The sequence below is a fragment of the Undibacterium sp. RuTC16W genome (assembly GCF_049339445.1).
Classification (GTDB): domain Bacteria; phylum Pseudomonadota; class Gammaproteobacteria; order Burkholderiales; family Burkholderiaceae_D; genus Undibacterium.
Map to the genome: position 1 here is coordinate 224,532 of NZ_JBMPPE010000004.1, position 12,137 is coordinate 236,668.

12 protein-coding genes and 2 tRNA genes are annotated in these 12,137 nt (G+C 49.1%); 8 read left to right on the forward strand and 6 right to left on the reverse strand.

Features of this window, described 5'->3' with window-relative positions; all coding sequences use genetic code 11:
• Window positions 1–37: 37 nt before the first annotated feature.
• Together ACO0K4_RS09915 and ACO0K4_RS09920 are read left to right on the forward strand one after the other, a co-directional pair.
• Window positions 38–114: transfer RNA gene (locus ACO0K4_RS09915), tRNA-Arg, on the forward strand.
• Window positions 115–397: 283 nt separating this feature from the next.
• A tRNA-Arg gene (locus tag ACO0K4_RS09920) sits at window positions 398–474 on the forward strand.
• 126 nt (window positions 475–600) lie between these two features.
• Here ACO0K4_RS09920 and ACO0K4_RS09925 read toward each other — a convergent pair.
• Complete coding sequence (locus ACO0K4_RS09925) at window positions 601–1,029, reverse strand: thioredoxin family protein (protein WP_422956463.1); 429 nt, start codon at window positions 1,027–1,029, stop codon at window positions 601–603.
• A 139-nt stretch (window positions 1,030–1,168) separates the two neighbouring features.
• On the opposite strand from ACO0K4_RS09925, the gene tsaB reads away from it, so the two are divergent.
• From tsaB to ACO0K4_RS09945, 4 genes are read left to right on the forward strand one after another with little or no spacing between them, the layout of a single operon-like run.
• A complete protein-coding gene (gene tsaB, locus ACO0K4_RS09930; RefSeq protein WP_422956464.1) occupies window positions 1,169–1,858 on the forward strand; it encodes a tRNA (adenosine(37)-N6)-threonylcarbamoyltransferase complex dimerization subunit type 1 TsaB in 690 nt (229 codons plus the stop codon).
• The gene (gene rimI, locus ACO0K4_RS09935; protein WP_422956465.1) at window positions 1,858–2,313 is read left to right on the forward strand and encodes a ribosomal protein S18-alanine N-acetyltransferase; all 456 of its coding nucleotides are present in this window, start codon (window positions 1,858–1,860) and stop codon (window positions 2,311–2,313) included. Before tsaB ends, rimI begins: the two co-directional genes overlap by 1 nt.
• A gap of 6 nt (window positions 2,314–2,319) precedes the next feature.
• Window positions 2,320–3,171 (forward strand): uracil-DNA glycosylase, encoded by an 852-nt coding sequence (locus tag ACO0K4_RS09940; RefSeq protein WP_422956466.1) that lies wholly within the window; start codon window positions 2,320–2,322, stop codon window positions 3,169–3,171.
• 3 nt (window positions 3,172–3,174) lie between these two features.
• A complete protein-coding gene (locus ACO0K4_RS09945) occupies window positions 3,175–4,176 on the forward strand; it encodes a DUF1853 family protein (protein ID WP_422956467.1) in 1,002 nt (333 codons plus the stop codon).
• Between the two features lie 133 nt (window positions 4,177–4,309).
• Here the strand turns inward: ACO0K4_RS09945 and lplT are convergent, their stop codons facing one another.
• Entirely contained in the window at window positions 4,310–5,578 is a 1,269-nt protein-coding gene (gene lplT, locus ACO0K4_RS09950) for a lysophospholipid transporter LplT (RefSeq protein WP_422956468.1), read from the reverse strand.
• Between the two features lie 171 nt (window positions 5,579–5,749).
• On the opposite strand from lplT, the gene radA reads away from it, so the two are divergent.
• Window positions 5,750–7,141 (forward strand): DNA repair protein RadA, encoded by a 1,392-nt coding sequence (gene radA / locus ACO0K4_RS09955; protein ID WP_422956469.1) that lies wholly within the window; start codon window positions 5,750–5,752, stop codon window positions 7,139–7,141.
• A 349-nt stretch (window positions 7,142–7,490) separates the two neighbouring features.
• Here the strand turns inward: radA and hpnE are convergent, their stop codons facing one another.
• Together hpnE and hpnD are read right to left on the reverse strand one after the other, a co-directional pair.
• Window positions 7,491–8,864: a hydroxysqualene dehydroxylase HpnE gene (gene hpnE, locus ACO0K4_RS09960; protein ID WP_422956470.1), complete on the reverse strand. Its 1,374-nt coding sequence runs from the start codon at window positions 8,862–8,864 to the stop codon at window positions 7,491–7,493.
• Window positions 8,857–9,690: a presqualene diphosphate synthase HpnD gene (gene hpnD, locus ACO0K4_RS09965; RefSeq protein WP_422956471.1), complete on the reverse strand. Its 834-nt coding sequence runs from the start codon at window positions 9,688–9,690 to the stop codon at window positions 8,857–8,859. Before hpnD ends, hpnE begins: the two co-directional genes overlap by 8 nt.
• Before the next feature lie 439 nt (window positions 9,691–10,129).
• On the opposite strand from hpnD, the gene ACO0K4_RS09970 reads away from it, so the two are divergent.
• Window positions 10,130–10,978, forward strand: coding sequence for a hypothetical protein (locus tag ACO0K4_RS09970; RefSeq protein ID WP_422956472.1), 849 nt, complete (start codon window positions 10,130–10,132; stop codon window positions 10,976–10,978).
• 147 nt (window positions 10,979–11,125) lie between these two features.
• On the opposite strand, the gene ACO0K4_RS09975 is transcribed toward ACO0K4_RS09970, so the two are convergent.
• Both ACO0K4_RS09975 and ACO0K4_RS09980 read right to left on the reverse strand, forming a co-directional pair.
• Window positions 11,126–11,830, reverse strand: a complete 705-nt coding sequence (locus tag ACO0K4_RS09975; protein ID WP_422956473.1) for a M24 family metallopeptidase — start codon at window positions 11,828–11,830, stop codon at window positions 11,126–11,128.
• A gap of 75 nt (window positions 11,831–11,905) precedes the next feature.
• Window positions 11,906–12,094 (reverse strand): hypothetical protein, encoded by a 189-nt coding sequence (locus ACO0K4_RS09980; protein WP_422956474.1) that lies wholly within the window; start codon window positions 12,092–12,094, stop codon window positions 11,906–11,908.
• Between the last annotated feature and the right edge of the window lie 43 nt (window positions 12,095–12,137).

Consider the following 12,137-nt stretch of genomic DNA (forward strand, 5'->3'; position numbering starts at 1 on the left):
TCAACTGAAAATTGCTATGCTATAATCTTGGTCTTTCGCGGCTGTAGCTCAGCTGGATAGAGTACTTGGCTACGAACCAAGGGGTCGTGGGTTCGATTCCTGCCAGCCGCACCAGATTCAAGGGACTAGATGCAGATCTAGTCCCTTTTTTCTTTTTTGTCAGTTCTTTAATGAGCTTAAAACCAACCTCAATAAAAAATATCTGAGGTTTTCTATCAGTTGCATTGAATTCTCTCGTGGCTAGCTGGTTCAGTGAGTTTCTTGATCTAGCCTTGCCTGAGCCATTCACTTGGTCTCCTCCCGAGAGGATTTGCCAGGAATTTAGCATAAAACCGTCATTCATTATTGGCTCGGGTGTTCCTAATTGAGGATTGTTATGCTATAATTCTGTTTTTTCGCGGCTGTAGCTCAGCTGGATAGAGTACTTGGCTACGAACCAAGGGGTCGTGGGTTCGATTCCTGCCAGCCGCACCAGATTCAAGGGACTAGATGCAAATCTAGTCCCTTTTTTCTTTGTATTTTTAATATGCACATCACGTATTCGCCGGTGCAAAGTCGGATCAGATAACTTTGCGCGATGGTGGTTGGATGGCGGTGCGATCAGACGGTCTGATTCAATATCAGATGACGCAGGCTCCATCCTTCTGGCGTGCCTTGATTCATACCCGCAGCTGCTATGGTTGTGGAGATACTCGTATCACGATGGGTATCAATTACCGAGGTGATCAGGCGATCAAGTTGTTTGGTATCCGGTAGCATGGTGCCGAAAAACTGCACTGAGTCTTTGTGCTGAATTAAGAGTGTTGGGAAGTTTTCAATCTCGACCTCATCAACCAGATGCGCCTGATCTTCAATGTCTATCCAGGCAAAACACAGGTCGGGGTGCCGCTTTGCCAGTGCATCAAAATGATGGCGATAACTTGTACAGGTGTCGCACCATGCAGCACACAGGCAGGCGACTAGCCATGCTTTGTTTTCTAACTGGCTTTTGATGCTATTCAGATCTTCGGTATTGGTTGCTAATTTCATGTGCTCTATTTTAACCTAAAGCTTTTCATCTCAAAATTTTGGGTGAGATGCCACTCCCGATGGCGCTGTTGGCAATGTTAACAGGCGATGTTCAAAGATCTGAGTTTGGGTTTGTGGCTGCGCCCTGTAAAATACGTCCATGACAATATTACTTGCAATTGAAACTTCTACTGAACTCGCTTCGGTCGCTTTGCTGACAGGCGAGGGTTTGATCAGTCGTGAGTTATCTGGTGTGCAAACACATTCTCAGGGCATCTTGCCCGCCATCCAGTCATTATTATCGGATGCCGGCATTCGCTTGCAGGACTGCGATGCGATTGCTTTTGGCTGCGGACCTGGCGCTTTTACCGGGGTGCGGACCGCTTGCGGCATCGTACAGGGACTGGCGTTTGGCGCTGAGTTGCCCATTTTGCCCGTTGTAAGTTTGCTTGCAATGGCGGAAGCCGCGAAGCAGACGGCTGACACCGCAAATGTAGTCTGTGTTCTGGATGCCCGGATGGGCGAGGTGTATTGGGCGCAATATCGCTATGCCGCAGGTCGCTGGCTGGAACTTGTCGCGCCAGTCTTATCGAAAGCTGATGAGATTAAAGCGATTGAACCGTCTGATGACATCATGTATGCGTTGGGTAACGGCGTAGTGCTGACTCAGCTTGATGCGTCTGTAAGACAGATCCCGTGCATGCCTCATGCCAGACAAATCGCTGTATTGGGAATGCATGATTTTAAAGCAGGTCTGGCAATGGATGCATCGCATGCGCAGCCTCTGTATTTACGCAATAAAATTGCCTTGACTACAGCTGAGCGCCAGCAATTGAAAGAAGCAGTTTGATGCAAGAAGGTACGCATTTTTCCCGGCTTGGTTTCGAGGATGTTGATGTCATTCTGGCGATTGAAGAAAAAGTCTATACCCACCCCTGGACGCGGGGTAATTTTTTAGATTCTTTATATAGCGCTTACCATTTCCTGGGTTTGCGCGACGCCGATCAGACCTTGATCGGCTATGTTGTCTTGATGCCCGTGATGGATGAAATGCATTTACTGAATCTGGCCGTGGCTGCCGAGTATCAAAGACAGGGTTATGCCCAAAGTCTGCTTGAGCAGATGCTGGTGTTTTGCCGGGAAAAAAAATGCCAGTCAATTTTGCTTGAAGTCCGTGTCAGCAATCAGCGCGCGGTCGATGTGTATAAGCGGTTTGGATTTAATGAAATTGGTCGGCGCAAGGGCTATTATCCGGTGGACGACCAAACAAGAGAAGATGCGATTGTGATGCGCCTAGAATTGTGAGCTCCTATGAATAATGCTGAACAACACGATACCTTCCTTGATGAGTTGGGAATAGGTCCAGTCTGGAAGTTGCGAGATAGCAGTGTATCGGCCGCTAATATTTCTCATGTTGCTGACGTCACCCCAGTTACGCATGTTGTGATGCCGCGTCCCCCACTTATCCCAGCTAGTCACGGTCTGTTGAATGCGGTTGTGAGTGACTCTGTACCAGACGCCACTCGCACTCTTGCTCCGGCCACTACCGATATGCATCAACCTCTATCGATAGTGCCAGCCGTATCTGCTGCCGTTGCAGATATGGACTGGACAGATTTAGAAAGTACGGTAGCGGCATGTCGTGCTTGCCAGTTGTGTGAGGGCCGGGCGAATACGGTGTTTGGTATCGGCGATCAACGTGCAAAATGGTTGTTCGTCGGTGAGGGGCCAGGGTATCAGGAGAATTTGCAGGGAAAACCTTTTGTCGGGCCTGCCGGACATCTGCTGGATAATATTTTGCGAGCATTGGGCATGCAACGTGGTGAGAATACCTACATCGCCAATATCGTGAAATGCCGGCCGACGGATGCCCAAGGCAAGGACAGGGCGCCATCGCCTGAAGAGGTTGCTGCATGCCTGCCTTATTTAAAGCGGCAGATTGCTTTGATACAGCCTGAAGTCATCATTGCTTTAGGTAAGACGGCGGCGGTTTCCTTGCTTGATCTGAACCCGGAGACGCCTGTGGGGCAATTGCGCGGTAAGTTGCATCGTTATCAGAACCTGCCTCTGGTTGTCACTTATCATCCCGCGTATTTATTGCGCAAACCAACCGAAAAAAGCAAAACCTGGGAAGATCTTTGTCTCGCATTACGTTCGATGTGAGGTATGAAGACTTATCAAAGCCAGTTTCATCATCAATGGCAACATCTGCATGATAAGCACGTACGTGCTTTGGCCTGGCTCATTACTTCACCGTCATTGCTGACAGAGGTGCCGCCGTGGCGAGGTAAGATCGCTGAGATTGAAGCGAGTGATGATCACGGTTTGATTACGTGGCTCACAGAGCTGGATCGTCACCCGGAAACCTTGCACCAGGTTCTGGAAAGTCATCATCAGCGCCGCCTGGGACGCTATGCCGAAAATCTCCTGGCGTTTTATTTGCAACATCTGAATATTTTGTATGCAAAAAATGTACAGGTACAAAATGGCAAACATACGCTGGGTGAGTTCGATTTTCTCTTAAATGATGTCAATGGTTTGTTGCACTGGGAGCTGGCGACAAAATTTTACATTCATGTCGCGGGGGGAGATGGTATCGATAGCGGCGTGCATTTGCATGACTATCTGGGACCCAATCTGGTTGATACCCTGTCTGCCAAGTTAAATAAAGTGTTCACTCAGCAGTTGCAGTTATCCCATAATCCCGCCGCTGCATCCGTGTTGCCTTTGCCAGTGCTGAAGGCACAAGCCCTGATCAAAGGCTGGCTATTTTATCGGCCTGATGATGCATTTTCTTCAGTGGCATCATTGGCATCAGTAGCTTCAGTGACGTATCCTGCGGAGATCGCGGTGAATCATTGTCGAGGCTATTGGTGGAGTATTGCTGAAGTCATGCAACTGGAATTATCTGCCGGACTGATATTGGACAGGCTGGACTGGTTGGCGCCTGCCCAGGCTGGCGATGCCGATGTGATAGAGACGGCAGAATTGCATGAGCAGGTCAGACAGCGACTCATACGCGATCAATCTCCCATTTTGCTGGCTGTGATGTCAAAAAACGGGGATGTCTGGCAAGAAAGTTGTCGTGGCATGGTAGTGCCAGATACGTGGCTGACCAACGCCTTACAAAGGCGTTTTCAAAACAGGCCTGATAATCAGTCAAGTTAAATTGGTGGGGTACACAACGATGAATTTTTTCATCTGGCAAGATGGGAGGAAGCCGCATAGTTAGCTATGCAATGACGAACAACGGCGCCGAGCGGAAAAAGGCGCTATATATATCTACCTGATTCAGCTTAGTTTACTGCTCGTGCTTATGTTCGCCGATCAATGCCAGTGAGTCAAATTCCAGCTGATTCGCTGCATGTTTGCGTATCACCATATAGGTTGTCCCAGATACAAACAGTCCAAACAAAATGATGACGAGGTGAATATTCAAATTGTAGTACACCATCAAGGCATACAAGGCCAGCATGGTCAGAACAGAGAGGTTTTCGTTAAAATTTTGTACGGCGATCGAGTGTCCTGCACTCATCAATACATGGCCGCGGTGTTGTAGCAAGGCATTCATCGGAACCACAAAAAATCCAGCCAGGGCACCGATCAATATCAGCAGGGGATAGGCAACCCAGACGTTGGTCACCATGGTCATCGTAATGACAACCAGACCCATCGCGACGCCCATAGGCATCACCGACAGCGATTTTTTTAACGGAACGAAACGGGCCGCAGCAACTGCACCTAAAGCGATTCCGACTGCCGTCACCCCTTGTAAGGCTGCGGCTTTGTCCAATGTCATATGCAAGGACTTCTCTGCCCATTTCAACACGATAAATTGCAAGGTAGCACCCGCTCCCCAAAACAGAGTGGTCACAGCGAGCGAGATTTGACCTAGCTTATCTTTCCATAAAACACTGAAACAGCCAGCAAAGTCCGCAACAAGTTTGATCGGATTACGCTGTTGGCGTGCATATTTTGCACCAGTGTCAGGTATGCGGAGATTGAATAGAGCGCCCAGCGCATACAAACTAACGATGACGCACAGGGCAGCCTCGTTCGGTGTATTGATACCGAAGTCCAGAACCGGGAAATCAAAATTCAGGAGAGTAGCCGAAATATGTGGATTCACCAGCAGTCCGCCTAAAACCGTACCAAGAATGATGGAGGTCACCGTCAAGCCCTCAATCCAGCCGTTTGCTGCCACCAATTTTTCAGCCGGAAGCAACTCAGTCAGAATGCCGTATTTTGCAGGCGAATAGGCTGCTGCGCCAAATCCCACGACACCATAGGCAACCAGAGGATGCACGTGAAAAAACATCAGGGCGCAGCCGCCAACCTTGATCAGGTTTGTGATGAACATGACCTTGCCTTTGGGCAAAGAGTCTGCAAATGCACCAACAAAGGCTGCCAGCAATACGTAGGATAAAACGAAGAACAGTTTTAAGAGAGGCGTCATCCAGGTCGGTGACTGCATGGAGATCAGCAAAGACATCGCAGCAATCAGTAAAGCATTGTCTGCAAGCGACGAAAAAAACTGCGCCGCCATGATTGTGTAGAAACCGCGTTTCATTCTTTATTTTGCCTGTTACAAAATGTCACCGGCTTGCTTTATACCATGAAAATTAAAGAATATTCGTGATTTAGACCAAGTCAATTGCTGAATACTGGGTAAAATAACAGTAGTTTTGTATAAGTCCTCATTTATCCAGTTTTCTAAAAACCCCGTTTTCTTTATTCAACGATGGCCAAACCTAAAACCAATTACACCTGCACCGAATGCGGCGGCATCGTCAATAAATGGGCGGGGCAATGCCCGTCATGCCAGCAATGGAATACTTTAGTAGAGACGATCGTAGAGGTCGGTGGTAACCGGTTTTCTGCCAAGCATCAAGGGATTACCCAGACGGCACCGGTTCTTAATCTCGCTGATATTGAGGCGGAAGAAGTGCCACGTTTTGGCACCGGTATTGACGAGTTTGACCGGGTATTGGGCGGCGGTCTGGTGGCTGGTGGCGTGGTTCTGATCGGCGGTGACCCGGGTATCGGCAAATCAACCTTGCTGTTACAGGCTTTGTCGAATTTATCGAAGATCAAAAAAGTCTTGTATGTCAGCGGTGAGGAGTCCGGTTCTCAGATCGCCTTGCGTGCAAAGCGACTGGCCGTTGATGCGAGAGATCTGCAGTTGCAAGCAGAAATTCAACTGGAAAAAATCCTGAATACGCTTGCCGATCACAAGCCACAGGTCGTCGTGATCGACTCGATTCAAACCATGTATTCCGATGCACTGAGTTCGGCGCCCGGATCGGTCGCGCAAGTGAGAGAATGCGCGGCCCAATTGACTCGTGTCGCCAAAACGATGGACATCACGATGATATTAGTAGGACATGTGACCAAGGAGGGTGCTCTGGCAGGCCCTCGTGTGCTTGAGCATATTGTTGATACGGTGCTGTATTTTGAAGGGGATACGCATTCGAGCTTCCGTCTGGTGCGTGCCATCAAAAATCGATTCGGTGCGGTCAATGAGCTTGGTGTATTTGCCATGACGGAGCGTGGCTTGAAAGGCGTTTCCAATCCTTCGGCCCTGTTTTTGTCGCAGCATGACACTCAGGTCGCCGGATCGTGCGTGATGGTAACGCAAGAAGGCACCAGACCTTTGCTGGTCGAGATACAGGCCTTGGTCGACAGCTCGCACGCACCGAATGCCAAGCGGCTCTCTGTCGGGCTGGAGCAGAATCGTCTGGCGATGTTGCTGGCCGTGTTGCATCGCCATGCCGGTGTGGCGGCCTTTGATCAGGATGTATTCATTAATGCTGTGGGCGGCGTCAAGATCACCGAGCCAGCGGCGGATCTCGCCGTCCTGCTGGCGATTAACTCATCCATGCGCAATAAACCCTTACCAAGAGGTCTGGTGGTATTTGGCGAAGTGGGATTGGCGGGAGAAATTCGCCCGGCACCGCGCGGTCAGGAGCGTCTGCGAGAGGCTGCCAAGCTCGGTTTTTCGATTGCGATGATTCCGAAGTCCAATGCACCGAAACAAGCGATTGAAGGATTGACGCTGATTCCGGTGGACAGGATTGACGAGGCTTTGAATAAAATCAGGGATGTAGACAGTTATATCAAAGACGATAAGTAAGCTGTCTTTGACCAGGCGTTTTTACAATCTTCGCACTCATTGCTGAACTTATATCTGATGGAGCCGCTTACTCCGGCCTCTTCTCTGCGTCTCCTGGTCTCTTTAGTGAGGAGTCTTGATTTTTGCATCAGTCCTATCGACGGCACTTTTCAATTCAGAGATTTTTAGATGTTTCTGATTTGAATCCACTAATGTTCATGCGGCCTTTAGCCTGAAATATGCCGGAAAGCCGCGTCTCTATTGCGGATTGGTTGTTGAGATTGGAATTTTGATGCATGTGCTGAGCTTGTCTGCATCCACTGATTTGTGCATAAATTCATGCGATTTCAACACGGCTGTTCATAGTGCATCAACAAAGCCTGGCTGCGGCAATACCGCTGCGTACGGCGGCTTCCAGTGTTGCCGGGTAATCACACTTGGTGTAATCCCCGGCGATGAAGCAATTTTCTAATCCTATCTGGTTGTCCGGTCTTTGCAAGGAGGGCGTGCAGGAGAAGGTGGCGCGCTTTTCTGAAATAATTTGCTGCCACTTCGGTTTTGCCAGCTCGGGCATCTTAAACATGGTCGCCAGTTGCAAGGCGATTGCGTTACTCAGAGCCTCATTACCCAGATCGGTCGCCTGATCCGATGCACTGACGACGACTGCCAGCAAGCCGGCCTGGTCCGCGTGTAGTTGACCTCGATCAAAGACAAATTGTCCCCAATGTTGCCGTTCTGGCTGGTCTCTTAAGGCAAAGAACGGGCGGGACAAGCGCAGCTCAGGTGAGTATTGCAGATAGCAAGTTGTGATCGACTCGTACTCCAGTGCTGGTAGTGGCGTGATTTTTTGCTCAGTTAATACTGTGTTGAGCAAACGGCCAGCCTGTTCGGCGCCAGTGGCAATAATCACGGCGTCAAATTCCTGGTTACTGAGGACCTCATCGGTATCGTATCCCAGCCGCCACTTCATTATGTTTTTTTCAGTAGTATTTTTATTTTCTCTATTTTCTATCAGACGTTTGATATTCATGCCTGATCTGACACTGCCACCTGCGTTTTCAATGAATTTTTGTGCATTTTCGGGGAGCAGCGCGGACAAATCCCATTTGGGAATCAGCATGTCGGATGCTGCACGACCGGCTCCGAGGCTATCTCTTAGTACATGTAAAAATACTTGTGCCGATGCGCGCTCCGGCGGTGTGTTGAGCGCCGCGATACATAGAGGCACCCACATCAACTGGCATAGTGCTGGCGTTTGATCAAAACGTTCCAACAGCTCACTGACACTGCAATCCTGATGTAGTTGCCAGCCCATCCAGCGCGCCGTTGTAGAAAAGCGTGCCAGCGCCATTTTGTCCTGCCTGCTTAAGCCTTTGGCCCGAAGCAGGGCGACCAGCAGATGCAGTGGGGCCGGTAATTGCGGTGCTATAAATTCCATGCCCTCGTCGAGCGATGGATAGACCATCTGCAAAGGGAGCCGCAAAAACGCTTGATTCAGAGGAATACCGATCTGGCGCATCATGGTCAGCGTAGCATCGTAGGCGCCGAGCAGGATGTGCTGGCCGTTGTCCAGAGTATGCTCTTGAATCGCGACTTTGCGAGCCCGTCCACCCAACGTACGTGAGGCTTCTAGCAGGGTGACTTGCGCTTGACGGCGACTTAGTTCGACCGCTGCTGCGCAGCCCGCCCAGCCGGCACCAATGACGGCAATGCGTTTACCGGCAACGGACTTGTCTTTAGCCACGGATATAAGTTTTCCAGGCTAGCCAGAGTTTGCGGATTGGCGTTAATGAAATGCGCTGATTGAGTACATGGAAGCCATCATGCTGAATCTCTACCAGCAAGGCACGATAAATGGCCGCCATGATGAGTCCCGTGCGCTGAGCTTTACGATCCTCTGCAGGTAATAACGCGAATGCCTCGTCGTACAGACGCTGCGCGCGCTCGTACTGAAACTGCATCAAGGCGACAAATTCCGGGCTGTGACGCGCATTCAGAATATCGGCTACTGTCACTTTATATTGTTGCAGCTCATTCACTGGCAGATAAATGCGTCCTTTGCGGGCATCTTCTCCGACATCACGGATGATATTCGTCATCTGAAACGCCAGTCCCAATTTCTCGGCAAATTCTTTGGTTTGCGGATTGGTGATACCGAAAATACTTGCAGACAAAATACCAACCACGCCCGCCACATGCCAGCAGTATTTTTGCAGGGCGATAAAATCGAGGTAACGGGTCTGGTTTAAATCCATCTCCATGCCGTCGATGATGGCCTGTAAATGGGCACCGTCCAGAGCAAAACGTGTCATGTGAGGTAGCAGTGCTTTCGTCACGGGGTGGGTCGGACTATTCGCCAGCATGGCTTTAATTTCGCCTCGCCACCAGTTCAACTTGCTGCGCGCGACGGTATCGTCGGTACTTTCGTCAACAACATCGTCGACTTCACGACAAAATGCATAAAGCGCTGTAATTGCCAGCCGTCTTTCTTGCGGTAAAAATAAAAAGCTGTAATAAAAACTAGAGCCGCTTTGCGCTGCTTTTTGTTGGCAATATTCGTCTGGTGACATATGGGATGCGGTATGCGGATAAGGGATGCGTAATAAGCGTTTAGACTGCTGTCAATAAGGTCAGCAAGCCGAAACAGGCATGGAAGCGTTATTGCAGCATGAAAGCCGCTATGTTAACCGACTGTGGCGGAGACCACAAATGTTGCCTGTTAAAATAGTGTGCCTGTTCAATCTGTTGTAAATAAAAATGGATATGGCAAGCCAGCTTTTTGGTAAAGCGCGCATCGCCTGCTTGCCATGACCTGTAATAGTTTGTAAGCGGAATAAAGCTTTTTGTATCAGGCATGCACTTTTTGACTCAAGCTCATATACCATTACGAACTTGCTGAAATTTTGCGTTGATTGATCAGTTACATTGATCTAATCGATTTAAGCCGCAATCAGTTTCCCCCGTTTGACCTAGACCAATTTGGAACATCGAATGAATAAAATGAAAAAAATGAGCCTTTTCGCCCTTGCAACAGGCTTGATTCTCGCTGTGGCTGCTTGTGGCGGTTTTGTGTACACCACGATTGGTGGCACTGTGAGTGGTCTGGGTAGCGGGACCACATCAGGCGGAACTTTGGTATTGGTGGATACGGCCGGATACAAACAGTCCTTAACTTTAGACGGTACTTTTTCATTTAAAATTGCCAGTAATGCTGACTACAACATTACAGTAGGAATCCAGCCTGCACAGGTGAATTGCACCGTGACTAACGGTTCTGGTCATATGACCAGTGACGCGGCAGTCAGCAATATTGTTGTTAAGTGTGTGCCAAAAGTACCTGTTACTGCGACCGTGTCCGGATTAACCTCAGGATCAGTTGTTTTGTACAATAATGCGAACGTTAACTACGATGCGCTGACATTGTCTACAAACACTGCCGGAACGTTTAGTTACTACATTGCGAGTGGTCAGACGTATGCGGTAACCGTAGGCGTACAAGCCGCAGCACAGACATGTACGGTACAAAACGGTACTGGCACGGTAGACAACAGTAATTTAACTGGCGCCAGCAATGTGCTTGTGAAGTGTATCCCTAGCGTACCAGTCTCAGTCGTACTGACCGGTTTAGGTTCAGGTAAAACAGTGACGATTGCTGATAATGCGACTGATTTCCTGTATCTGTCGGCCACGGGTACCTACACTTTTACTAATTCGATTGTTGACGGACAAACCTATGCGGTGACGGTAACAACTCAACCGACTGGTCAGACGTGTACTGTGGTGAGTGGTTCCGGTACTGCGCTATTAAGCAATCCTACAGGTGCGAGCAATATTGCGATTAATTGCGTGAATAACTAAACGGGCATGCAATAAGATCCATTCAGCCTGTTTGAATCGATAAAAAGCCGGCATCTTGATAGATGCCGGCTTTTTTAATTTTGCGTGCTTATTAAATTTTCTTGGGTTTGCTGATATTCAGCTTGGGGGCGTCAATCCCACTAAGTGCTAGAGACTCTGTAACTGTCCGTCTTGATTGAAGAAGAAAATATCTTCATGTTTAAAGCCCCAGCGACCACCTTTGAGGCGAACAAATGGTTCAAAGCTAAAGAATGGCACATCTCCCAGCGTAGCGTTGTTGCGCGCTTCAATAAACTGGCGTTGATCGCGGCTGGTCGCAATGCTATGCCCAACATTGCCACGATAATCAAGGTTCACAAAACCGCTCTCGCGAATACGGACATTCGCCCATTCAAATAATTGCTCAAACGTAGTGTTTGGTTTGACCAGTCGTAGCATTTGCCGATGCAGTTGTTGTAAAAAATGTAGCCCATTTTTAAACTCCAGCTGTTTCGGCTGCGTAATAACCTTTCCATCTTCGACCACCAGAGAGCGTGCATAGTCGCCCCAATACTCGCTTCTCGCCGGACTCAGGTCGATCGTGATCAGGTTGGATGTGCCTACTGTTTCCGTACTCGCCTGATAGTCGCGCCCCGAAATTGACACGCAACTTCTTGATCCAAGTAACACTAAGGCAGGGCACTGGTAGTACCAGGTATCTTGATAACCGGCTTCGCACAGGAACTCATGTGCTTTGCGGGCGATACTTTGTTCTGTATCGCTTGCATCGATCACGACGGCAAGATGCGCCATTGCCTCTTTCGCAGCCTGTTGCGCTTTGCGATGCTCGGCAATTTGGTGTTCAGTTGGCATGGCGGTTTGCTATCGCAGAGAAAATGGGTTTGATGTGTGTTCTGACGCAAGGCCTGGCAAAATATGACACGAATGCTATTTTTCTTTATTACTACTAGTTACCGCTCTTACGCCAGCGGCGGTGACATCGACAGCCGTACCAACGACGGCGCTGCCAACTTTCACTGTCGTTGATACGGCGGCATCTGCGACGGCTAATACGGTGCAGCCGCTACTTAACACTATAGTCAAAGTCATGACCACTAGCGGATAAATACGTTTCATGATGGTTTTGTCTGCGTTTGAGCGTTGTTAAATTCGTCATCAC

Excerpts from the sequence above, each read along its gene's own strand:
- ACO0K4_RS09925 (WP_422956463.1), bottom strand. The coding sequence starts at position 1,029 with ATGAAATTAGCAACCAATACCGAAGATCTGAATAGCATCAAAAGCCAG.
- tsaB (WP_422956464.1), top strand. The coding sequence starts at position 1,169 with ATGACAATATTACTTGCAATTGAAACTTCTACTGAACTCGCTTCGGTC.
- rimI (WP_422956465.1), top strand. The coding sequence starts at position 1,858 with ATGCAAGAAGGTACGCATTTTTCCCGGCTTGGTTTCGAGGATGTTGAT.
- ACO0K4_RS09940 (WP_422956466.1), top strand. The coding sequence starts at position 2,320 with ATGAATAATGCTGAACAACACGATACCTTCCTTGATGAGTTGGGAATA.
- ACO0K4_RS09945 (WP_422956467.1), top strand. The coding sequence starts at position 3,175 with ATGAAGACTTATCAAAGCCAGTTTCATCATCAATGGCAACATCTGCAT.
- lplT (WP_422956468.1), bottom strand. The coding sequence starts at position 5,578 with ATGAAACGCGGTTTCTACACAATCATGGCGGCGCAGTTTTTTTCGTCG.
- radA (WP_422956469.1), top strand. The coding sequence starts at position 5,750 with ATGGCCAAACCTAAAACCAATTACACCTGCACCGAATGCGGCGGCATC.
- hpnD (WP_422956471.1), bottom strand. The coding sequence starts at position 9,690 with ATGTCACCAGACGAATATTGCCAACAAAAAGCAGCGCAAAGCGGCTCT.
- ACO0K4_RS09970 (WP_422956472.1), top strand. The coding sequence starts at position 10,130 with ATGAGCCTTTTCGCCCTTGCAACAGGCTTGATTCTCGCTGTGGCTGCT.
- ACO0K4_RS09975 (WP_422956473.1), bottom strand. The coding sequence starts at position 11,830 with ATGCCAACTGAACACCAAATTGCCGAGCATCGCAAAGCGCAACAGGCT.
- ACO0K4_RS09980 (WP_422956474.1), bottom strand. The coding sequence starts at position 12,094 with ATGAAACGTATTTATCCGCTAGTGGTCATGACTTTGACTATAGTGTTA.